This is a genomic window from Stenotrophomonas sp. JAI102, from assembly GCF_013409105.1.
Lineage (GTDB): Bacteria > Pseudomonadota > Gammaproteobacteria > Xanthomonadales > Xanthomonadaceae > Stenotrophomonas > Stenotrophomonas maltophilia_AA.
The window spans coordinates 667,908-690,368 of sequence record NZ_JACCCI010000002.1 but is presented as its reverse complement, the minus strand read 5'-3'; the positions used below and the strand labels follow the sequence as shown (position 1 = coordinate 690,368).

18 protein-coding genes are annotated in these 22,461 nt (G+C 66.5%); 12 read left to right on the top strand and 6 right to left on the bottom strand.

The window, feature by feature from the left end:
* The first annotated feature begins 152 nt into the window (after window positions 1-152).
* From HDC96_RS11695 to gdhA, 6 genes are all read left to right on the top strand, one after another.
* On the top strand, window positions 153-1,250 hold the full coding sequence (locus tag HDC96_RS11695) for a threonine dehydratase (protein WP_026069874.1): 1,098 nt from the start codon (window positions 153-155) through the stop codon (window positions 1,248-1,250).
* Between the two features lie 2 nt (window positions 1,251-1,252).
* Window positions 1,253-2,800: a 2-isopropylmalate synthase gene (locus HDC96_RS11690; RefSeq protein ID WP_179460123.1), complete on the top strand. Its 1,548-nt coding sequence runs from the start codon at window positions 1,253-1,255 to the stop codon at window positions 2,798-2,800.
* A 39-nt stretch (window positions 2,801-2,839) separates the two neighbouring features.
* Entirely contained in the window at window positions 2,840-4,261 is a 1,422-nt protein-coding gene (gene leuC, locus HDC96_RS11685) for a 3-isopropylmalate dehydratase large subunit (RefSeq protein ID WP_179460122.1), read from the top strand.
* The gene (leuD, locus tag HDC96_RS11680) at window positions 4,261-4,839 is read left to right on the top strand and encodes a 3-isopropylmalate dehydratase small subunit (protein ID WP_179460121.1); all 579 of its coding nucleotides are present in this window, start codon (window positions 4,261-4,263) and stop codon (window positions 4,837-4,839) included. Before leuC ends, leuD begins: the two co-directional genes overlap by 1 nt.
* Window positions 4,829-5,890: a 3-isopropylmalate dehydrogenase gene (gene leuB / locus HDC96_RS11675; protein ID WP_179460120.1), complete on the top strand. Its 1,062-nt coding sequence runs from the start codon at window positions 4,829-4,831 to the stop codon at window positions 5,888-5,890. Before leuD ends, leuB begins: the two co-directional genes overlap by 11 nt.
* Window positions 5,891-5,998: 108 nt before the next feature.
* On the top strand, window positions 5,999-7,342 hold the full coding sequence (gene gdhA / locus HDC96_RS11670; RefSeq protein ID WP_179460119.1) for an NADP-specific glutamate dehydrogenase: 1,344 nt from the start codon (window positions 5,999-6,001) through the stop codon (window positions 7,340-7,342).
* A gap of 27 nt (window positions 7,343-7,369) precedes the next feature.
* Here gdhA and HDC96_RS11665 read toward each other — a convergent pair whose 3' ends face one another.
* From HDC96_RS11665 to HDC96_RS11655, 3 genes are all read right to left on the bottom strand, one after another.
* On the bottom strand, window positions 7,370-8,407 hold the full coding sequence (locus HDC96_RS11665; RefSeq protein WP_179460118.1) for a hypothetical protein: 1,038 nt from the start codon (window positions 8,405-8,407) through the stop codon (window positions 7,370-7,372).
* Window positions 8,408-8,521: 114 nt separating this feature from the next.
* Window positions 8,522-11,692, bottom strand: coding sequence for an efflux RND transporter permease subunit (locus HDC96_RS11660; protein WP_179460117.1), 3,171 nt, complete (start codon window positions 11,690-11,692; stop codon window positions 8,522-8,524).
* Between the two features lie 4 nt (window positions 11,693-11,696).
* Window positions 11,697-12,842: an efflux RND transporter periplasmic adaptor subunit gene (locus HDC96_RS11655; protein WP_179460116.1), complete on the bottom strand. Its 1,146-nt coding sequence runs from the start codon at window positions 12,840-12,842 to the stop codon at window positions 11,697-11,699.
* Between the two features lie 122 nt (window positions 12,843-12,964).
* Here HDC96_RS11655 and HDC96_RS11650 point away from each other — a divergent pair, with 122 nt between their 5' ends.
* From HDC96_RS11650 to HDC96_RS11640, 3 genes are all read left to right on the top strand, one after another.
* On the top strand, window positions 12,965-13,630 hold the full coding sequence (locus HDC96_RS11650; RefSeq protein WP_179460115.1) for a TetR/AcrR family transcriptional regulator: 666 nt from the start codon (window positions 12,965-12,967) through the stop codon (window positions 13,628-13,630).
* Between the two features lie 131 nt (window positions 13,631-13,761).
* On the top strand, window positions 13,762-14,409 hold the full coding sequence (locus tag HDC96_RS11645) for a protein-L-isoaspartate O-methyltransferase (RefSeq protein ID WP_179460114.1): 648 nt from the start codon (window positions 13,762-13,764) through the stop codon (window positions 14,407-14,409).
* 16 nt (window positions 14,410-14,425) lie between these two features.
* Window positions 14,426-15,787, top strand: coding sequence for a TolC family outer membrane protein (locus tag HDC96_RS11640; RefSeq protein ID WP_179460113.1), 1,362 nt, complete (start codon window positions 14,426-14,428; stop codon window positions 15,785-15,787).
* Between the two features lie 400 nt (window positions 15,788-16,187).
* Here HDC96_RS11640 and HDC96_RS11635 read toward each other — a convergent pair whose 3' ends face one another.
* Window positions 16,188-16,700 carry a hypothetical protein gene (locus HDC96_RS11635; protein WP_179460112.1) on the bottom strand — a complete coding sequence of 171 codons (513 nt, stop codon included), beginning with the start codon at window positions 16,698-16,700 and terminating at the stop codon, window positions 16,188-16,190.
* Window positions 16,697-17,293, bottom strand: a complete 597-nt coding sequence (locus tag HDC96_RS11630; protein WP_179460111.1) for a hypothetical protein — start codon at window positions 17,291-17,293, stop codon at window positions 16,697-16,699. The genes HDC96_RS11635 and HDC96_RS11630 overlap by 4 nt, the downstream gene beginning before the upstream one ends.
* 608 nt (window positions 17,294-17,901) lie before the next feature.
* Between HDC96_RS11630 and HDC96_RS11625 the strand changes: the two genes are divergently transcribed.
* Window positions 17,902-18,570, top strand: coding sequence for a hypothetical protein (locus HDC96_RS11625; protein WP_179460110.1), 669 nt, complete (start codon window positions 17,902-17,904; stop codon window positions 18,568-18,570).
* 95 nt (window positions 18,571-18,665) lie between these two features.
* A complete protein-coding gene (gene mgtE / locus HDC96_RS11620) occupies window positions 18,666-20,048 on the top strand; it encodes a magnesium transporter (protein WP_179460109.1) in 1,383 nt (460 codons plus the stop codon).
* 48 nt (window positions 20,049-20,096) lie between these two features.
* On the opposite strand, the gene waaA is transcribed toward mgtE, so the two are convergent.
* The gene (waaA, locus tag HDC96_RS11615) at window positions 20,097-21,395 is read right to left on the bottom strand and encodes a lipid IV(A) 3-deoxy-D-manno-octulosonic acid transferase (protein WP_179460108.1); all 1,299 of its coding nucleotides are present in this window, start codon (window positions 21,393-21,395) and stop codon (window positions 20,097-20,099) included.
* Window positions 21,396-21,490: 95 nt separating this feature from the next.
* On the opposite strand from waaA, the gene HDC96_RS11610 reads away from it, so the two are divergent.
* Window positions 21,491-22,411 carry an LpxL/LpxP family Kdo(2)-lipid IV(A) lauroyl/palmitoleoyl acyltransferase gene (locus HDC96_RS11610; protein ID WP_179460107.1) on the top strand — a complete coding sequence of 307 codons (921 nt, stop codon included), beginning with the start codon at window positions 21,491-21,493 and terminating at the stop codon, window positions 22,409-22,411.
* Window positions 22,412-22,461: the final 50 nt, after the last annotated feature.

Sequence of the window (22,461 nt, the reverse complement as noted above, 5' to 3'; positions counted from 1 at the left end):
GGTACGGAGGTGTCTTCTTGCAGCACATGGATGTGCAAATGGTGCGCGTGCAGGATGCACAACGTCGCACCGCGCTGCAGGAGGCACGACGTCGCACCGTGCGCCGTGGCAGCGCGCGTCGCTCCGCGACGATGACCATGGCCGGGTGCGTGATGCCGGCTAGCCGTACCCCGCAGGAACCGGATGTAGGCGACGTAAGCGTCGCCGATGTGCTGGCCGCGCAGGCGCGGCTGCGCCGCTTCCTGCCGCCCACGCCGCTGCATTACGCCGAGCGCTTCGGCGTCTGGCTGAAGCTGGAAAACCTGCAGCGCACCGGCTCCTACAAGGTACGCGGCGCACTGAACGCCCTGCTGGCCGGCCGTGAACGCGGCGATGACCGCCCGGTCATCTGCGCCTCGGCCGGCAACCACGCCCAGGGCGTGGCCTGGGCCGCCTACCGCCTGAACATTCCGGCGATCACGGTGATGCCGCACGGCGCACCGGCCACCAAGATCGCCGGCGTGGCGCATTGGGGCGCGACTGTCCGCCAGCACGGGGAGAGCTACGACGAGGCCTACGCCTTCGCCCGCGCGCTGGCCGACCAGCACGGTTACCGCTTCCTGTCCGCCTTCGACGACCCCGACGTGATCGCCGGCCAGGGCACCCTGGGCATCGAGCTGGCGCCGCACGCCCCGGACGTGGTGATCGTGCCGATCGGCGGCGGTGGATTGGCGTCCGGCGTGGCGCTGGCGCTGAAATCGCAGGGCGTGCGCATCGTCGGTGCGCAGGTCGAGGGCGTCGATTCGATGGCCCGCGCCATCCGCGGCGACGTACGCGAGATCGCTCCGGTCGCCACCCTGGCCGACGGCGTCAAGGTAAAGATCCCCGGTTTCCTGACCCGCCGGCTGTGCAGTGCCCTGCTGGACGACGTGGTGATCGTGCGTGAAGCCGAGCTGCGCGAAACCCTGGTGCGGCTGGCGCTGGAAGAACACGTGATCGCCGAAGGCGCTGGCGCGCTGGCGCTGGCCGCCGGCCGGCGCGTCGCCGGCAAGCGCAAGTGCGCGGTGGTCTCCGGCGGCAACATCGATGCGCTGGTACTTGCCCAGCTGCTGGCCGACATCCGTCCCCGTCCCCCGCGCAAACCGCGCCGCCGCGCCAGCGAGCGAACACGCCCGCCCCTACCAACCGTGCTCGCGACACCCCCGATATCCGTTTCGATTCCTACCTCTGCCATTCCATCCGACATTGCTGTCGAGGAGACCTCCTGGTGACCATGCCCAACTCCCCCCGCATTAGAATTTTCGACACCACCCTGCGCGATGGCGAGCAATCGCCCGGCTGCAGCATGAGCCCGCAGCAGAAGCTGGTGATGGCCCGCGCACTGGACGAACTGGGCGTGGACGTCATGGAAACCGGCTTCCCGGCCAGCTCCCAGTCCGACCGCGAAGCCATGGCGATGATCGCCCGCGAAGTGCGCCGCCCGACCCTGGCCGTGCTGTCGCGCTGCCTGGCTGCCGACATCGAAACCTCGGCCAAGGCGCTGGAGGCCGCAGCGAACGCGCGCCTGCATGTCTTCCTGTCGACCAGCCCGCTGCATCGCGAGCACAAGCTGCGCATGACCCGAGAGCAGGTGCTGGAATCGGTGCACAGGCACGTCAGCCTGGCCCGTGGCTATGTGGATGACGTCGAGTTTTCCGCGGAAGACGCCACGCGCACCGAGGAGGACTTCCTGATCGAGGTCGCCCGCGTGGCCGTGGCCGCCGGCGCGACCACCATCAACCTGCCCGACACCGTGGGCTTCACCACGCCGGAAGAGATCCGCGGGATGTTCCAGCGCGTGATCGCCGGGGTGCCGGACAGCGACCGCATCATCTTCAGCGCGCACTGCCACAACGATCTGGGCCTGGCCGTGGCCAACTCACTGGCCGCCATCGAAGGCGGCGCGCGCCAGGTCGAATGCACCATCAACGGCATCGGCGAACGCGCCGGCAACTGCTCGCTGGAAGAGATCGCCATGGTGCTGAAGGTACGCAACGCCTTCTACGAGGAAGACACGCGGATCCATACGCCGCGCATCGTCGGCACCTCGCAGCTGCTGCAGCGCCTGGTCGGCATGCCGGTCCAGCGCAACAAGGCGATCGTCGGCGCCAACGCCTTCGCGCACGAGTCCGGCATCCACCAGCACGGCATGCTGCGCCACCGTGGCACCTACGAAATCATGCGCCCGGAAGACGTGGGCTGGGAGTCCTCGCAGATGGTGCTGGGCCGCCACAGTGGCCGCGCCGCGGTCGACCAGCGCCTGCGTGCGCTGGGCTTCTGGCTGGAAGAAGAAGAACTGAAGCTGGTCTTCGAGCAGTTCAAGGCGCTGTGCGAGCAGCAGCGCGTGGTGACCGATGCCGACCTGCAGACCCTGATGCAGGGCAGCGCCACCCAGAACGGCTACCGCCTGGCCTCGATGACGATCAGCGATGTCGGCAGCCGCGCCAATGCGCTGGTCGAGCTGTCCGACCCGGAGGGCAACCGCGTCGCCGAGACGGCGCAGGGCGATGGTCCGGTCGATGCGTTGTTCGGTGCACTGTCGGCCGCCACCGGCGTGCAGTTGATGCTGGACAGCTACCACGTGCACAGTGTGGGCATCGGCGCCGATGCGCGCGGCGAAGCCAACCTGAGCGTGCGCCACGAGGGCGAGGAGTACGAAGGCACCGGCACCAGCCGCGACATCATCGAAGCCTCCGCATTGGCGTGGCTGGACGTGGCCAACCGCCTGCTGCGCCAGCGCAACGCGACGACCGAACAGCCCGCGGCCACCGCCGCGGCCTGAGCACCCATGAAGCACCCCGAACCGCAGCAAGGCCAGTCCATGACCCCAGCTCCCCGCACCCTGTACGACAAACTGTGGGATGCCCACGTCGTCGTTCCCGAGACCGACAGCGCGCCCGCCGTGCTGTACATCGACCTGCACCTGATCCATGAAGTGACCTCCCCGCAGGCCTTCACCGAACTGCGCGAGCGCGGCCTCTCCCCGCGCCGGCCGGACCGGACCAAGGCGACGATGGACCACTCCACTCCGACCCTGCCGGCCGGTGCCGACGGCAAGCTGCCCTACGCCAGTGCCGCCTCCGAGGCACAGGTGGCGATGCTGGCCGCCAACTGCGCCAAACATGGCATCGAACTGTTCGACCTGCAGTCGGCCAGCCGCGGCATCGTGCACGTGATCGCCCCCGAGCAGGGCTTCACCCAGCCGGGCATGACCATCGTCTGCGGCGACAGCCACACCTCCACGCATGGCGCATTCGGCGCGCTGGCCTTCGGTATCGGCACCAGCGAGGTCGGCCATGTGCTGGCCACCCAGTGCCTGCTGCAACGCAAAGCCAGGACCATGGCGATCACCGTGGATGGCGTGCTGGCCCAGGGCGTCGGCGCCAAGGATGTGGTGCTGCACATCATCGGCGTGATCGGCGTCAACGGTGGCACCGGGCATGTGCTGGAGTTCCGCGGCAGCGCGATCGAAGCGATGGACATGGAGCAGCGCATGACGTTGTGCAACATGTCCATCGAAGCTGGCGCGCGAGCCGGCATGGTCGCCCCCGACCAGATCACCTTCGACTGGGTGGCCGCCACCCCGCGTGGCCCCAAGGGCGCCGACTTCGATGCCGCCGTCAACGCGTGGTCGCAGCTGCGCAGCGATGCCGGTGCGCGCTTCGACGTGGAGGTCCACATCGATGCCGCCGACATCCGCCCGACCCTGACCTGGGGCACCCACCCCGGCACCGCCATCGCCGTGGACCAGCCGATTCCGGCGGCCAACGATGCTGCCGCGCAGAAGGGCCTGGACTACATGCATTTCCACGCCGGGCAGACCCTGGCCGGCACACCGGTGGATGTGGTCTTCGTCGGCTCCTGCACCAACGGCCGCCTGAGCGACATGCGCGAGGTGGCGCAGGTGCTGCAGGGCCGCCGCGTCGCCCCGAGCGTACGCATGCTGGTGGTGCCGGGCTCGGAAATCGTCAAGCGCCAGGCCGAAGCCGAAGGCATCGATGTGATCGTGCGCGCGTCCGGCGCCGAATGGCGCGAGCCGGGCTGCTCGATGTGCATCGCCATGAACGGTGATCTGGTCGCGCCGGGGCAACTGGCGGTCAGTACCAGCAACCGCAATTTCGAAGGCCGCCAAGGGCCGGGCTCGCGCACCCTGCTGGCCTCGCCGATGACGGCCGCGTGGGCGGCGGTGAACGGCCGCGTGGCCGACCCACGCGAACTGTATGCCACGCTGGAGGTGGCCTGATGAGCGGCTTCCGTACCCTGACCTCGACCAGCGTGGTGCTGCGCGAGACCAACATCGATACCGACCAGATCATTCCGGCGCGCTTTCTGTCCACCACCGAACGCGTCGGCCTGGGCAAGTACGCCTTCAATGACTGGCGCTGGCAGAGCGAGGGCGTGCCAAACCCGGCGTTCGCCTTCAACCAGCCGCACAACGCCGGCCGCAGCATCCTGCTGGTCGGGCACAACTTCGGCTGCGGCTCCTCGCGTGAGCATGCGCCGTGGGCACTGACCGACCTGGGCCTGCGCGCCATCGTCAGCAGCGAGATCGCCGATATCTTCCGCGGCAATTCGCTGAAGAACGGCCTGCTGCCGATCGTGCTGGACGAAGCCGATGTGCAGACGCTGATGCAGCGCCCGGATGACGCACTGACCATCGATGTGGCCGCGCGCGAACTGCGCACGCCCGATGGACGCGTGTATGCCTTCCCGCTGGACGGCTTCTCGCAGACCTGCCTGCTGGAAGGCGTGGACCAATTGGGGTATCTGTTGGGCCGTACCCCTGACATTGAACGTTACGAGAGTGAACATGCACGCTGAGATTGTCGTATTGCCGGGTGACGGCATCGGTCCGGAAGTCGCCGCCGCCGCCGTGGCGGTGCTGGAGGCCGTCGCCACCCGTTTCGGGCACACCTTCGGGTTCCAGGAACACGACATCGGTGGCATCGCCATCGATCGCCACGGCGAGCCGCTGCCGGCCACCACGCTGGAGGCCTGCCGCAAGGCGGACGCCATCCTGCTCGGTGCGGTGGGCGGGCCGAAGTGGTCCGATCCCAACGCCAAGGTCCGGCCGGAACAAGGCCTGCTGGCGATCCGCAAAGCGCTGGGACTGTACGCCAACCTGCGCCCGGTGCGCACGCACGCGGCCGCGCTCGGGGCCTCGCCGATCAAGGCCGAACTGCTGGAAGGCGTGGACTTCGTCGTTGTGCGCGAACTGACCGGCGGCATCTATTTCGGGGAGAAGACCCGCACCGCCGACACCGCCAGCGACCTGTGCAGCTACAGCGTGGGCGAGATCGAGCGCGTCATGCGCACCGCGTTCCGGCTGGCACAGACCCGCCGCGGCAAGCTCACCTCGGTGGACAAGGCCAACGTGCTGGAAACCTCGCGCCTGTGGCGCGACGTCGCCGCGCGGATCGGCCGCGAGGAATTCCCGGAGATCGCGCTGGAGCACCAGCTGGTCGATTCGATGGCCATGCACCTGCTGGCCAAGCCGCGCGAGTACGACGTGATCGTGACCGAGAACATGTTCGGCGACATCCTCACCGATGAAGCCTCGATGCTGGCCGGCTCGCTCGGCCTGCTGCCGTCGGCCTCGCTGGGCGAACCGGGTGCGGTCGGCATCTACGAACCGATCCACGGCTCGGCGCCGGACATCGCCGGCAAGGACATCGCCAATCCGTACGCCACCATCTTCAGCGCGGCCATGCTGCTGCGCCATTCACTGGGGCTGGACGAAGAGGCTGCTACGGTCGAGGCAGCGGTATATGCCGTGCTCGATGACGGCGTGTTCACCGCCGATCTCGCCGCCAAGGGTTTTGCGGTGAGTACCGCCGCAGCCACCGACGCGGTCCTTGCCAAGCTGCAATGACCGTACGAACGCGGCCTGAGGCCGCGTTCCTGTCTGTACATCCCGCACGGCCTCCCTGTCCCGTCGGCCACGTCGCTGCCAGCGGCTGGCCCCCAACAAGGAAAGCCTTTGAACCCTCGTTCCGCTGCCGATTTTCTCAACCACGTGGCCCAGCGCGATCCGCATCAGCCGGAATTCCTGCAGGCCGTGAAAGAAGTGATCCAGAGCCTGTGGCCGTTCCTGGAGCGTCACCCCCGCTACCTGGAACACGGCCTGCTGGAGCGGCTGGTAGAGCCGGAGCGGGTGATCCAGTTCCGCGTGGCCTGGGCCGATGACGCAGGCAAGACCCATGTGAATCGCGGCTGGCGCGTGCAGCACAGTTCGGCGATCGGTCCGTTCAAGGGCGGCATGCGCTTCCATCCGTCGGTCAACCAGTCGATCCTGAAGTTCCTTGCCTTCGAGCAGACCCTGAAGAACGCGCTCACCACCCTGCCGATGGGCGGCGGCAAGGGCGGCTCGGATTTCAATCCGAAGGGCCGCAGCGACGCCGAAGTGATGCGCTTCTGCCAGGCACTGATGCTCGAGCTCCATCGCCACCTGGGTGCCGATACCGATGTGCCGGCCGGCGACGTCGGCGTGGGCGCACGCGAGGTCGGTTACATGACCGGCATGATGAAGAAGATCACCAACGATGCCTCCTGCGTGTTCACCGGCAAGGGCTTGTCCTACGGTGGCAGCCTGATGCGCCCGGAGGCGACCGGCTTCGGCACCGTCTACTTCGTCGAGCAGATGCTGCACCATGCCCGTCGCGATACCGATGGTGCGAAGGTGTTGATTTCCGGCGCTGGCAACGTCGCCCAGCATGCCGCGATCAAGGCCATCGAGCTGGGCGCGAAAGTGCTCACGCTCTCCGATTCCGGCGGCACGCTGTACGCCCGCGATGGCTTCGATGAAGCGGCGCTGCAGGAGGTGGTGGAACTGCGCAACGAGCGCCGTGGTTGCTTGGCCGAGCTGGCCGACGACAAACGCTTCGAGTACCTGGAGGGCAAGCGTCCCTGGCACATCCCGGCCGAGATCGCCCTGCCCTGCGCCACCCAGAATGAACTGGACGAAGATGATGCCCGCGCCCTGGTCGACAACGGTGTGCTGTGCGTGGCCGAAGGCGCCAACATGCCCTCCACGCTGGAGGCGGTGGACGTCTTCCTCGCGTCCGGCACCCTGTACGCACCGGGCAAGGCCAGCAATGCCGGCGGCGTGGCCACCTCCGGGTTGGAAATGAGCCAGAACGCGCAGCGGCTGTCCTGGCAACACGCCGATGTCGACGAGCGCCTGCACGGGATCATGAAGGACATCCACGCCAACTGCGTGCGCCACGGCAAGCGCGCCGACGGCAGCGTGAACTACGTGGACGGCGCCAATATCGCCGGGTTCGTGAAGGTGGCCGACGCGATGCTGGCGCAGGGTGTTTACTGAGGGCAGACCGATGAACGGGCGCAGCGATCAGTCCGCCGAGCGGACCTCGCTCGTCATGCAGCCGGCCAGCACGGCACCGCTGTCGGTGGGTATCACGCTGAATGCCCGCACGCGCGTGTATCCGGAGGACGCCTCCCGCGTTGCTTCGCGCATCCAATACCCCTCTACCTGTCGATCCGCCCCCCCCAGGCGCGTGGCATCGAGCACCGCCTTCAGCGGCGCATCGCCCATGTCCGCAGCGAAATAGCCGCCTTGGGCGATGCCGAGCGACTGTACGGGCAGCCCCTGCAGCATCACAGGGTGGTCCAGCGTGACGGCGAGGAGAGACATCGTCTGTCCGCCGACACCGTACTCACGCTCGGCCACCGCGCTGACATTGTCCGGCCAGGCCACCGGCGACAGTTCCGAAACACGCTCCCACGTGTTCGCGATGCGCTGCATGGCAGCGTCGTCCGCCCGACATTCGAGCGCGGCGCCAACATCACTGGCCGAGGCAGTCTCGCGCAATCGAAGGGGAACACGCGCCTCGCGCATCGGACCGGGGTAGTCACATCCCACCCGAAAGCCCTCCCCATCGCTGCGCACCACGAGTGCGGCAGGCAATGACGCATCGCCGGATGGCTCGGGTGGAGACCAGACCTGGAACGGCTCACGCAGGCTGCTCGACCGCAGCCGCAGCCCGTTCCCGCTGACGATGCGGGCGCGCTGCCCGGCATCGACGGGAATCGAGAAGCCCATGTCATCGGCCACCACGCGGTGCGTTGTGATGCCGTGCACCGTCAACGCGTCCGGCATGTCGATGAAGGTCGTCGTGTCGTCCCCGTCACCGCTGAAGCCCCAACCCTGCAGATGGGCCGGACGCTCCTGCGGCGCGCCGTACCGTGCGCCACGCAGCGCCGTCGTCACCGCCTGCATTGCCGCCGGTGAGGCACGGCATTCCAGGAGCGCGACGAGATCGCGCTGGAAGCTGGCAGCGGTGTTCGCCTGCACTGGCGGCGCACCGGCCATCGACACGGCGACGGCCGCGGCAGCAGCGAGCGGAGGGAAAAAACGTAGCGGCATCATGCGCGACCGAAGGAGATCCGATGTGCATTTTACGCTTGCCACTGCCGCGAAGACGGCAGGCAGTCACGTCGCGCCGAAAGAATGAAGCCGGCCATCGGCCGGCTTCATCGTCCCTCAGCCTTCGCTGGTCTTTGCCTCATCCGGCTTCACCCGGAACCACGCCGCATACAGCGCCGGCAGGAACACCAGGGTCAGCACGGTGCCGACGATCAGGCCGCCCATGATCGAGATCGCCATCGAGCCGTAGAACGCGCTGCGCGACAGCGGGATCATCGCCAGCACCGCGGCGAGCGCGGTCAGTACGATCGGGCGGAAGCGGCGCACAGTGGCATCGATGATCGCGTGCCAGCGGTCGTGGCCGGCATCGATGTCCTGCTGGATCTGATCGATCAGGATCACCGAGTTGCGCATGATCATGCCGGCCAGCGCGATCGTCCCCAAAAGCGCCACGAAGCCGAATGGCGCGCGGAACAGCAGCAGGAACAGGGTCGCGCCGATGATGCCCAGCGGCGCGGTGACCAGCACCATCGCCGCACGCGAGAAGCTGCGCAGCTGCAGCATCAGCAAGGTCGCCACCACGATCAGGAACAGCGGCATGCCGGCCTTGATCGAATCCTGGCCGCGGGTGGAATCCTCCACCGTGCCGCCGGTTTCAAGCAGGTAGCCGGACGGCAGCTCGGCACGGATGTCCTCCAGTGTCGGCAGGATCTGCTGCACCACGTCCAGCGGCTGCTTCGCGTCGGCAATGTCGGCGCGCACGGTCACCGTCGGCAGACGGTTGCGGTGCCAGATGATGCCGTCCTCGAACACATACTCCAGGCGTGCCACCTGGGACAGCGTCACCGAGGTGCCGCTGGCGGTCGGAATGGCAAGGCTGCCCAGCATGTCCAGCCGCACACGCTCGTTGTCCGGGCCACGCAGCAGCATCTCGATCAGGCGGTTGCCCTCCCGGTAGGTGCTCACGCTCATGCCCGACAACGAGGTGCCCAGCAACTGGCTCACCTGCGCACTGCTCACGCCCAGTGCGCGTGCACGGTCCTGGTCGATCACCAGCCGTACCACTTTGCTCGGCTCGCTCCAGTCCAGGTTGACGTTCATCACGTGCGGGTTTGCGCGCACCTTGGCTTCCACCTGCCGGGCAATGGCCTGCACCTGCGCGATGTGCTCGCCGGAGATGCGCATCTGCACCGGGTAGCCGACCGGAGGGCCGTTCTCCAGGCGGGTCACGCGCATCTGCACGTCCGGGAACTGCGGAATCACGTCCTTGAGCAGCCAGTCGCGGGTCGCTTCGCGGGCTTTGGCATCTTCAGTCAGCACCACGAACTGCGAGAAGTTGGTGGCCGGCAGCTGCTGGTCCAACGGCAGGTAGAAACGCGGCGAGCCGGTGCCGACGTAGGCCACATAGTTGCTGATGCCCGCGCGGTCCTTGAGCAGCTTTTCCAGCTTGGTCGCCTGCGCCTGGGTCGCCTGCAACGAGGCACCCTCGGCCAGTTCAATGTCCACCATCAGTTCCGGGCGGGTCGAATCCGGGAAGAACTGCTGGGGCACGAAGCGGAAGATCAGCAACGAGAATACGAACAGGGCGGCCGTGGCAGCGATCACCCACCAGCGATGGCGCAGGCAGACATCGAGGAAACGGCGGAAGCGCACGTAGAACGGACGCTGGTACGGATCGTGGTCGTGCGCATGCACCTTCGGCGCGATCCAGCGCGCGAACGCGGGATGGCGGTCGGCCCAGCGCAGGCGACGGGCATGCCAGCGCCCTGCCAGGCTGTCCGGCTTGGGCGGCTGCGGGTTGAACAGGTCCGGCAACATCTTGTCGCCCAGGTACGGGATGAACAGCACCGCGGCGATCCACGACACCACCAGCGCGATGGTCACCACCTGGAACAACGAGCGGGTGTATTCACCCGTGCTCGAGGCGGCCGTGGCGATCGGCAGGAAGCCGGCCGCGGTGATCAGCGTGCCGGTCAGCATCGGGAAGGCGGTCGATTCCCACGCGAAGCTGGCCGCGCGCAGGCGGTCGTAGCCCTGCTCCATCTTGGTGGCCATCATCTCCACCGCGATGATCGCATCGTCCACCAGCAGGCCCAGCGCCAGCACCAGCGCGCCGAGGGAAATCTTGTGCAGGCCGATGTCGAAGTAATGCATGACGAAGAACGTCATCGCCAGCACCAGCGGAATGGTCACGCCCACCACCAGGCCGGTGCGCAGGCCGAGCGAGAAGAAACTCACCAGCAGAACGATCACCACCGCTTCGGTCAGCACCTGCACGAACTCGCCGACGGACTCCTCCACCGCATGCGGCTGGTCGGAGACCTTGCGCAGCTGCATGCCGGCCGGCAGTGTCTTCTGCAGGCGTTCGAACTCGGCATCCAGGGTACTGCCCAGCTTGAGGATGTCGCCGCCGTCTTTCATCGCCACGGCGATGCCGATCGCGTCTTCCCCCATGAAGCGCATCTTCGGCGATGCCGGATCGGCAAAACCGCGTTTGATCTCGGCGATGTCGCCCAGGTGCACGGTGCGGTCGCCGGCCTGGATCGGGAAGCTGCGGATGTCCTCCACGCTCTGGAACTGGCCGGTGACGCGCAGCTGCACCCGGTCGGTCGGGGTTTCAAAGAAGCTGGTGGCGGCAATGGCATTCTGGTCGGCCAATGCCTGCTGCACCTGCTGCAGCGACACGCCCAGGGTGGCCAGCTTGGTGTTGGACAGCTCGATCCAGACCTTCTCGTCCTGCAGGCCTTCCAGCTCGATCTTGCCCACGTCGGGCACGCGCTGCAGTTCCAGCTGGATGCGATCGGCGTAGTCGCGCATCACTGCGTAGTCGAAGCCCTGCCCGGTCAACGCGTAGATGTTGCCGAAGGTGTCGCCGAATTCGTCGTTGAAGAACGGCCCGACGATTTCGCGCGGCAGGGTCGGCTTGATGTCGCCCACGCGTTTGCGCACCTGGTACCACAGGTCGGGAATCGCCTTGGAACGCAGGCTGTCGCGCGCCACGAAGATCACCTGCGATTCGCCCGGGCGCGAGTAGGAACGGATGAACTCGTACTGCCCGGTGTTCAGCAGCGCTTTTTCGATCGGCTCGGTGACCTGGCGTGAGACCTGTTCGGCGGTCGCGCCGGGCCAGTTCGTGCGCACCACCATCACTTTGAAGGTGAACGGTGGATCCTCGGACTGGCCAAGGTGCTTGTACGACCACGCACCGATGATCGCGAAGGCCAGCATCGCAAACAGCACCAGTGGCCGGTTGCCCAGCGCCCATTCGGAGAGATTGAAGCGGCGCACGGGATCAGTTCCCCTTGCCGGCGGCAGGCGCGCCAGGCGCGGCAGGCTTGGCGGCCGGTGCCAGCACCGGGCGGTTCTGACGGTCCACCGCCGTCACCGGCTGGCCCTCGCGCAGCAGGTGGCCGCCGGCGGCAACCACCCAATCATTCGCGTTCACCCCGCTCAGCACCGGAACGGATTCCACGGCGTACGCCCCGACCGTCACCGGCGTGGCCTTCAACGTGCGCTTGGCCGGATCGACCACCCACACACTGCTGCGTCCATCGGCGCCGCGCTGTACTGCCGCCAGCGGCAGCTGCAGCGTGCCCTGGCGGCCGGCCGCGGCGAACACGCGCGCGCTCTGGCCCAGCTCTACTTCGGTCAGTGCTTCCGGCGCCAGGCTGACGCGGGCGGCGTAGGTCCGCGCCTGCGCATCGGCGGCCGGGGCGATCTCACGGATCGTGCCGGCCAGCAGCTGTCCCGGGCGGTTCCAGAGTTCCACCTGCACCGGCTGGCCGACCTGGTAATCCCGGATGGTGCTTTCCGGCAGGGCGATCACGACTTCGCGTCCGCCATCGGCGGCCAGGGTGAACACGGTCTGCCCGGCACTGACCACCTGCCCGGCTTCGGCCTGGCGGCTGGCGATCACGCCGTCGGCCGGCGCGCGCAGCTGCGCGTACTCGGCCTGGTTGCGGGCCACGGCCAGATTCGCGCGGGCGGCATTGGCCTGGCCCTGCGCGGCCTTGAACGCGGCGGTCTGGCTGTCCAGCGCGGATTGGCTGACCAGCTGCTGCTCGGCAAGTGTCGCGTAACGCTTCTGATCATCGCGGGCGCGGATCAGGTCCGCTTCGGCGGCGGCGAGCTGGGCCTGCGAGGCACTGGCCTGGGAGGCGTAGTCGGCGGCATCCAGCTCGGCCAGCAGCTGGCCCTTGCGCACGCGCTGGCCGGCATCGACGTGGCGCTTGATCAGGTTGCCCCCGACCCGGAACGACAGCGGGCTCTCCTGGCGGGCCCGGATCTCACCGGGATAGGCGGCCAGTTCCTGTCCGGCCACGGTGCCGGGGTGGACCACCAGCACCGGGATCGGCGCCACCGGCTCGGCGTCCTGCTTGCCACATGCTGCCAGCGCGATCGCCAGCAACCCACCACCCATCCATCGCATGTTGTTCATGAGGTCCTGGACCTGAAAAGTAACCCGGGAAAAGCGGCTGGAAACGCTCTGTTCCAAACGCTTCAATATTGAACCAGTCGGTATAGTATAAATATCGAACCGATTGGTCTAGTATTGATTGGATGACTGATCCGACCTCCTCCCCATCGCCCTCCAAGCCGGCCGCCAAGGCCGCCGGACCGGGGCGCCCGAAGGATCTGGGCAAGCGTGCGGCCATCCTCGAGGCGGCGAAATCCCTGTTCGTCGACCAGGGCTACAACGGCGTGAGCATGGACAGCATCGCCGCCCAGGCAGGCGTCTCCAAACTGACCGTTTACAGCCATTTCGGCGACAAAGAGACCTTGTTCACCGAAGCTGTGCAGTCCAAGTGCGTCGAGATGCTGCCTGACGAACTGTTCGTCACCGACATCGAAGGCCCGCTGCGCGACCAGCTGATGGGCATCGGCCACGCCTTCTTCAGCCTGATCACCTCCGATGCGGCGGTGGCCGTGCAGCGGGTGATGATGTCGCCCGATACCGACGACCGGATCCGCGAGATGTTCTGGCTGGCCGGTCCGCAGCGGACCACCGATGCGCTGGCCGATTTCCTGCGTGCCCGCACCGCCCGCGGCGAGCTGGAGATCACCGACTTCCCGACTGCCGCGCTCCAGTTCCTGACCTTGATCAAGGGCGAGCTGCATACGCATATGATGTGCGGGTTGCGGCCGGCCCCGGCCGAGTGCGACGCCGACGCCCACGTAAGCGCCAGCGTCGACTTTTTCCTGCGGGCGTATGCCCGGCGGCACTAAACTGAATGGACCGGAGGTCGCGGTGACTTCCGGCACTGCGACCCCGGCGCGACGGCAGCGATGCTCTCAGCGCGCCGCCGGCTCCCGGCACCGGTAAAATGGCCGGCCCACTGCGCTGGATATAGAACCTCATGACGATCGATTACTCCCACGCCCGCGAACTGATGGTCGAACAGCAGATCCGCCCCTGGGATGTGCTGGAAATCCGCGTGCTCGATGTACTGGCACGCTTGCCGCGGGAGGCGTTCGTCGCTGAATCGCACCGCGCCCTGGCCTACGCCGATATCGAGCTGCCGCTGGGCAACGGCCAGAAGATGATGAAGCCGGTCATCGAAGGTCGCACCCTGCAGGCGCTGGATCTGCAGCCCGGTGATGAAGTGCTGGAAATCGGCACCGGCAGCGGCTACCTGAGCGCCTGCATGGGCGAGCTGGCCCGCGAGGTGCTAAGCCTGGAAATCGACGCCGACCTGGCCACGACCGCGCGCGCGCGCCTGGACGCAGCCGGCCTGGGCAACAACGTCCGCATCGAAACCGCCGACGCCCTGACCTGGGACACCGAGCGACGCTTCGATGCGATCTGCGTCACCGGCGCGGTGGATGTCATCCCGTCACGTTTCACCCAGTGGCTGCGTCCCGGCGGTCGACTGTTCGTGATCCGTGGCCTGTCGCCGGTCATGGAAGCGGTGCTGGTCAAGGCGGACGGCACCACTGAATCGCTGTTCGAAACCGATATCGATTACCTGCGCGGTGCCGCCCCGGCACCCCAGTTCCAACTCTGAGTCCAAGGAAGCCGCAATGATCCGCCGATCCCTCGCCCTTGCGCTGGCCGCCGCCCTGCTGCCGATGACCGCCTCTGCCGCCGACCTGCTGCAGGTCTACGAAATGGCGCGCAATGGCGATCCGCAGCTCTCGGCTGCCGAGTCGACCCGCCTGTACGACAAGGAAGGCGCCGTGCAGGCGCGTGCCGCCCTGCTGCCGCAGCTCAACGGCGAGGCCTCGCTCAACCGCAGCCGCACCAACCCGAACCATGATCTGACCTCCAGCTCGTTCACCACCAAGAGCCGGAACTACACGATCAATGGCAGCCAGACGGTCTTCAACTTCACCCAGTTCGCCAACCTGCGTTCGCAGCGCGAGCTGAGCAAGGCGGCAGACTTCACCCTGGATTCGGCCAACGACGACCTGATCGTGCGCACCTCGGCGGCGTACTTCAACGTGCTGGTGGGCATCGAATCGCTGTCGGCCGCGCAGACCAACGAAGCGGCGGCGAAGAAGCAGTTCGACTTCGCCGACAAGCGCCTGGAAGTGGGCCTGGCCCCTATCACCGACGTGCACGAAGCCCGCGCCCAGTACGACCAGGCACGCGCCAACACGATCATCGCGCAGAACACGTTGGCCGACGCCTACCAGGCGCTGACCGAACTGACCGGCCAGCCGGTCACCGACCTGCGCGCCCTGCCGGCCGATTTCCGTCCGGAACTGCCGGCCAAGTACGCCACCATCGATACCCTGGTGGCCGAAGCCGTTGCGCAGAACCCGGCGCTGAAGGCGCAGGAACTGAAGGTCAACGCCGCCGAATCCGGCGTCTCGGCCGCCCGCGGCGCGCACTACCCGACCCTCTCGCTGGGCGCCACCGCCGGCAAGTCGGCCAGCTGGGGCGATGTGGTCGGCGACAGCGGCAGCTTCAGCCCGGACCGCCGCACCAACAGCGTCGGCCTGACCCTGAACGTGCCGATCTTCTCCGGTGGCGCCACCCAGTCGGGCGTGCGCCAGGCCCTGGCCCAGCGCGACATCGCCCAGGACGGTTACGAGCAGCAGAAGCGTGCCCTGGACCGCAACACCCGCAATGCCTACCAGACCCTGGTCGCGGGCATCAGCGAAGTGGAAGCGCGTCGCCTGGCGGTGGTCTCGGCGCAGAGCGCCTATGACGCTTCGCAGGTCGGCCTGGAAGTCGGTACGCGTACCGTGCTGGACGTGATCCAGAACCAGCGCATCCTGTTCTCCGCGCAGCTGGACTACGCCAACGCCCGCTACACCTTCCTGCAGAACCGCCTGCAGCTGGGCCAGGCCGTCGGCACGCTGGACATCGCCGAACTGCAGGACATCAACCGCCTGCTGACGCAGAAGGCGGCCACGCCGAGCACCACCGTCAACTGATCGACGGCGCACGGCGAGACAGAAAAACCACCCGCTTGCGGGTGGTTTTTTTATGGGTGCTTTTCATGAACGATCAATCGCTGAAGATGCACTTCAATGTGGTGGAGAACACGAACGCGTTTCACTCACCCCATGACGTTATGGCACCGCGTCAGCTCAACCACTACTTCGCGCGAACAATCATTTTTTGGCGGACTCATCTGGCGGGGCGATTCAAACAAAAAGCCCCGGCCAAGGCCGGGGCTTTTTGCTGTATCTGGTGCCGGAAATAGGAATCGAACCTACGACCTACGCAGTGCGAACCAAGCCGTCTGAACCCCAGCAACTGATCTCGGCCACCCGCATGCGGGGAGAGGATCCAGCCCAGACTGGCCCTACGGATGGCTGCAGACAATGATGACTACGGTTCAATGCCGAACATGAATATGACAGCATTGCCCGTTGAAACACAGGAAACAGAGCCACCTAAAGATAGGCCAGAACCGGTCGGATTCTCCATCGCGACTTGCCAGACAGATTCCTCAAGATCCATATCCTCGTCCGTAGCAACCAACTCAATGACTGAGTCACCCATAAAAAGAACAAGTCGACCGTCGGAATCGAGGTCAACACCGGAGATTTCAACGCAGATCTTTCCATAGATCTCAGGAAGAAATTCCGCTCTCCCCATAAAGAAATCAACATCCCCGAGATTGCTGGAAAAGGTGCGGCCATCACGAAGAGTGGCCGCACAGGACAAGCTTAGATCCACGTACAGCGATTTACCAGGACACGCCCTGGCGTTAATTAACCTCAAAATTACCTGAAGGCTGCTGACGTTGAATGAATCAAGATAGGAACCAAGCAACATTCTTTCCAAGCTCGAGCGGGCTGCCGCCACATCAACTTCCATTCTCTCGATTCGCGCCATCATGGTTTCTCTCGATATGCAAGGTCTGGGCTCACCCACACGTATGGCCCACCCGCAGCGGGGGCCGGCGCGCCAGCATCTGCTTTCAGCAACTCGCCTCCACCATCAATGAGCTTCAGCGTATTGCCCGACCAGTAGGATGTGGCCTCGACGAATATCGAGTTGTAGGAGAACAGCGGCGCACCCGTTCCGGACGAACAGCGTTTCAGCGGCTCAGTGCCCACCACTTGCCAGTCTGGCGCAAAGACGCCGCTGATACTGGGAAGGTCAAGGTCCCAGTCGGCGAACATGTAATCGCTCATGTAGCCGGTCCGGCCCGTCACGATTTCCGCAACGTGATTCTCCACGGCAAAGATCCGCGTCAACGCAACCGGCAGACTGTTGTTGCCGGGCAGGCTGACATCGGTCACCGAGAAGGATAGTGCACCGTTGGAGTTGCTGACCTGGTCACCAAAGATGTTGGCCCCGAGCACGTCGACCTTCCGACTTTTCGCAAGTCGACGTTCGGCCTCTTCCCACGGCTCCTTTGCGGTGTCCTGCGCGTGGACAGCAGACATCATCAGCATCAGCAAAGCGCCGATAGCAGCATGCTTCATCATGCTCCCCGAAGTTGGAAATCCATTTCCCATGCGACTCATCCGCACATGCCGGCGCTGCAAGATTCGCAGAAGGCAGGTTGGTTTCGGGGACGAAGCCGAACAGGCACACCACCACCTTGCGGAGTAGAGCACCTACAAGACAACTATTTCAAGTGGGTTCAGCTTTTTTTTATTGCGGCTGCTTGATTGATTGGGTTGCCATAGCGCCGGTTGCGACACTGTGCCGTACGCTGCAATTCCGCTCTCCCTAACAACCGACCACCGCTAGGAACTCCGCACCAGTAAGCACTTGCAACCGCGACCAGGCACACAGAACGCAGTCAAACGACAGAAACCTGTTGACCTGACCTCGCCGGGTGACTAAGGTCCGCCCCGCACCACCTTCCCTTTCCCTCCAGAGGCGCCCTCCTTGGACAGTCATAGTCGATCTCGTTGCTGCTCCTGAGCCGACGGACCCACTGACCCCAAGGTCGGTTCCGTCCGCACAGGACGGGGCCCTCCGGCGCAGCTGACACGCTCGCCCGCCTCGCATCATCCGCACCGCAGTTCCATCCGACCCCAAGAGAGGGGTGCCGCTGGCGTTTCCGATTGCCTGGAGATTGCCCATGCACGCTTCCCGTCTGTTCGCCCTGCCGCTCGTGGCCGTGGCGATGCTTCCGTTCGCCACCCGCGCCGCCGCCAGCCTGATGGTGGACGACGCCTCCATCACCGACGCCGGTCATTGCCAGCTGGAAAGCTGGGGCCGCCATACCCATGCCGGGGCCGAGTGGACCGCCGTACCGGCGTGCACCTTCGCCGACACGGAGTGGTCGCTCGGTGTCAGCCATCTACGCGCTGCTTCCGACACGCACTGGGCGCTGGGTGCCAAGCGCGTGCTGCGCGACATCGACCGGCGCCGCTGGGGCATGGCGCTCAGTGCCGGTGTCGGCAGCGACTGGCGCCGCCTGCGTGGCGACGACTGGGCCATCAATGCGCCGTTGACGGTGGTGCTCGGCGCGTCGGATCGCACCCTGCTGCACGTCAACCTGGGCTGGGCGCGCACGGCCGCGGCACGCGGTCGCACCGAGGGCATCGGCATGGAAATCGTGGCTGCACCGCAGTGGTCGCTGCTGGCCGAAACCGCGCGCGATGCCACGCGCCAGCGCAGCAGTCAGTTCGGCGTGCGCCATGCGCCCTGGCGGGGTGCCAGCGTGGACCTGCTCGCTGGACGCGTCCATCACCAGCGCGACGGCCACTGGATCACGCTCGGCATCACTCTCGCCGCTGCGCCGTGACGCCGTGCCTGCCGGCTGACCTCATCGACTGACACACCCGCATCCGTGTTTACCGCGCATCGCGACTGCGCTGCGCCGCCTGTTGGAGCACCACCATGAACCGCGAAGACCTCCTGTTCTCGATCCGCACCCTCTCGCTGTCGCTCGACGCCGGCGACTTTGCCGCCATCGCCGCCACCACGCACCCTTCCGACCTGGTCGATGCGCTCGACGCGCTGAGCGTGGAAAAGACCCTGTCGTTGCTGATGCTGCTTGACCCACAGGCGCGCGCCGATCTCTTCGCGCACTTCGCCGAGATCCGCCAGGATCAGCTGCTGGCCGCGATGACGCGCGAGGCGGTAGTGCAGTTGTTCGAGCACCTGCCCTCGGATGATCGCGCTGATCTGTACAACCGGCTGGGGGATGACGCCAAGCAGAAACTGCTGCCCGCGCTGACCAGGGCGGAACGCGATGACATCCTCAAGATGGCGTCCTATCCCGAAGGCACGGTCGGCTCGGCGACCACCTCCGACTATGTCTGGGTGTCACCGGAAATGACCGTGGCGCAGGCACTCGCGCATATTCGTACCACCGCGCTGCACAGCGAGACCGTCAACATCCTGTTCGTGCTCGACCGCACGCTGCGCCTGCGCGGTACCGTGGCGCTGCGCGACCTGGTGCTGGCCAACGAGAACAGTACGGTCACCTCGATCATGCAGGGGCAGCCGGTGTCCGCGCAGGCGCACTGGCCACGGCTGCAGGCCGCCGAGCTGATCCGTCGCTACGATCTGCTCGCCCTGCCGGTGACCAACGGCGGCGATCGCATGATCGGCATCGTCACCGTCGACGATGCGATGGACATCGAGAAGGAACAGGACGCTTCGCAGCTGGCGCGCTTCGGCGGCACAGTGAGTGCGCATGGCAATGATCTGGACGTGCGCAGCACGCCGCTGAAGCAGATGTTCCGCGTGCGAGTGTTCTGGCTGGCGATCCTGACCTGCTTCGGCATCGTCACCAGCACCTTTGTCGCCGCGCAGGAGGAACTGCTGTCGCAGGTGATCGTGCTGGCCGCCTTCATCGCCCCGATCGTGGACATGGGCGGCAACACCGGCAGCCAGTCGGCCACGCTGGTGATCCGCAGCATGGCGCTGGGCGAGCTGAAACTGCGCTGGCGCGATGTGGGGTTCGTCATCAAGCGCGAACTGCCGGTGGCCGCGGCACTGGGCATCACCATCGCCCTGCTCGAAGCGATCCTGGCGTACTTCAGCAAAGGCGTGGGCATGGACGTTCTGCTGGTGGTGGGCTCGAGCATGCTGGTGTGCACCGCGCTGGGCGGCATCATCGGCGCACTGCTGCCCTTCGCCGCACGCCGCATCGGCGCGGACCCGGCCACGCTGTCGGCACCGATGATCACCTCGGTCATGGATCTGATCGGCGTGTTCATCTACTTCGGCTTCGCGTACGCCTTCCTGGGCGACCTGCTGGTCGCGGCAGGCTGAGGCGTGGTCAGGTCTGGTCACCCGGCAGGGCGAGCAGGCCTGCGCCGGTCAGGCCACCGGCGGCGGCAGCTGCGGCGCGATCAGGGCCACGGTGCGCTTCAACGCGCCGCGGCCATTGCTGACCAGTTCGCAGCCTGCACGCGCCATGTCTTCGCGCGTTTGGGGATCGCGCAGGAGCGTCAACAACGCGTCGCCGACACCGTTGGCGTCCTCGGCGATCACCACGGCCCCCGCTTCGCGCATGCGCCGGGAAATCTCGGCGAAGTTGTGCAGGTGCGGCCCGGTGACCGCAGCGGTGCCCATCGCCGCCGGCTCCAGCAGGTTGTGTCCGCCGATGGCCTGCAGGCTGCCACCGACGAAGGCCACCTGCGCGCAGCCATAGAACGACATCAGCTCACCGAGCGTATCGATCACGAACACATCGGTATCGGCCTGCGGCCAGTGCTGCTGGCGGCGCGTGGCGACCTTCCAGCCCTGCTCGCGGGCCAGCGCTTCCACCCGCGGGAAGCGCTCGGGGTGCCGTGGCGCCCACAACAGCAGCAGTCCCGGCACCGTCTCGCGCAGGCGACGGTGCAGATCGATGGTGGCCTGCTCCTCGCCTTCGTGCGTACTGGCCGCAATCCAGACCGGGCGCTCGGCGGGCACCAGATCGTGGAAGCGCGCGATGAACTCCTGCACGTTCGGCGTGGCGATATCGAATTTCAGATTGCCCAGCGGCTGCACCTGATCCGGGCGCGCGCCGAGCTGGATGAAGCGATCGGCATCGTCGGCCGACTGCGCGGCCACGCAGGTCACGGTACGCAGCGCGCGACCGATCAACGGCCGCAGCAGCCGATAGCCGCGCAGCGAACGCGCCGACAGCCGGGCGTTGAGGATGTAGACCGGAATCCGGCGGTCGCGGCAGCCGAACAGCAGATTCGGCCACAGTTCGGTTTCCAGGATCAGGGCCAGGCTGGGTTTGAAGTGGCCCAGGAAACGACCGACGCTGCCCGGCACGTCGTAAGGCAGATACACGTGGTCGACCGCATCGCCCCACAGCGCGCGGACGCGCTCGGAGCCGGTCGGGGTGATGGTGGTGATCACCCAGCGGATGTCCGGACGCAGCGCGCGCAGGGCGTTCACCAGCGGCGCGGCGGCGTTCACCTCGCCCACCGAGACCGCGTGCAGCCATACCCGCGGCTGGCCGCTGGAGTGCGGATAGGAGGCATAGCGCTCATCCCAGCGCTGGAAGTACTCGCGCACCCGGAAGCCCCGCCAGACCAGGTGGTACACGGTGATCGGCAACAGCAGGTACAGCACGGCCGAGTACAGGCCGCGCAGGATCCATTCGACAGGACTTTTACGCATGCGCAAAGGATACGGGAGCGGCGCGGGGAAGACACGCCGCGCCGCCGTGAGGGCCCCGCCGGGACGCATCCGGGCGCATCCATTAGAATCGAGGCATGTCCGATAATGCTTCCACCGCCACCCGGCCGTCCCTGCGCAACCCGCGCCACTGGCCGACCTTCGCCTTCATCCTGTTCGCCTTCGCGATCGCCCGCCTGCCGTGGATGCTGCAGCGCGCGCTCGGCCGGGGCGTCGGCACGGTCGCCTACCGGCTGGCCAGCAGCCGCCGGCGCGCCGCCGAGGTCAACCTGAAGCTGTGCTTCCCGGAGAAGGACGACGCCTGGCGCCAGCGTCTGCTGCGGGACTCCTTCGACGCCCTGGGCGTGGGCATCTTCGAGTTCGCGCGGGCCTGGTGGGGCAGCATCGACAGCATCCGCCCGCAGGTGCAGATCGAAGGGCAGGAGCACCTGCACCGCATGCAGGCCGAAGGCCGTGGCGTCCTGCTGGTGTCCGGCCACTTCATGACGCTGGAGATGTGCGGCCGCCTGCTGTGCGACCACGTCGAGCTGTCCGGCATGTACCGCAAGCACCGCAACCCGGTGTACGAGTGGGCGGTGAAGTTCGGCCGCCTGCGCTATGCCAAGGCGATGTACGCCAACGAGGACATCCGCGCGACGGTGCGGCACCTCAAGAAGGGCGGCTTCCTCTGGTATGCGCCGGACCAGGACATGCGCGGCAAGGACACCGTGTTCGTGCCGTTCTTCGGCCACACCGCCTCGACCATCACGGCCACGCACCAGCTGGCCCGGATGACCGGCTGTGCGGTGATCCCGTATTTCCACCGTCGCGAAGGCGGGAAGTATTTCCTGAAGATCGGCGCACCGCTGGAGAACTTCCCCAGCGAGGATGTCGAGGCCGATACCGCCCGCGTCAACCAGGCCATCGAAGCGATGGTGCGCGAGGCGCCGGACCAGTACCTGTGGATCCACCGCCGGTTCAAGCGCCAGCCCGGTGGGCGGAGCGATTACTACCGGTAAAGCCACCCCATGGGTGGCTGCAGGGTGCCAGACCACGAGCAGCCACGCAT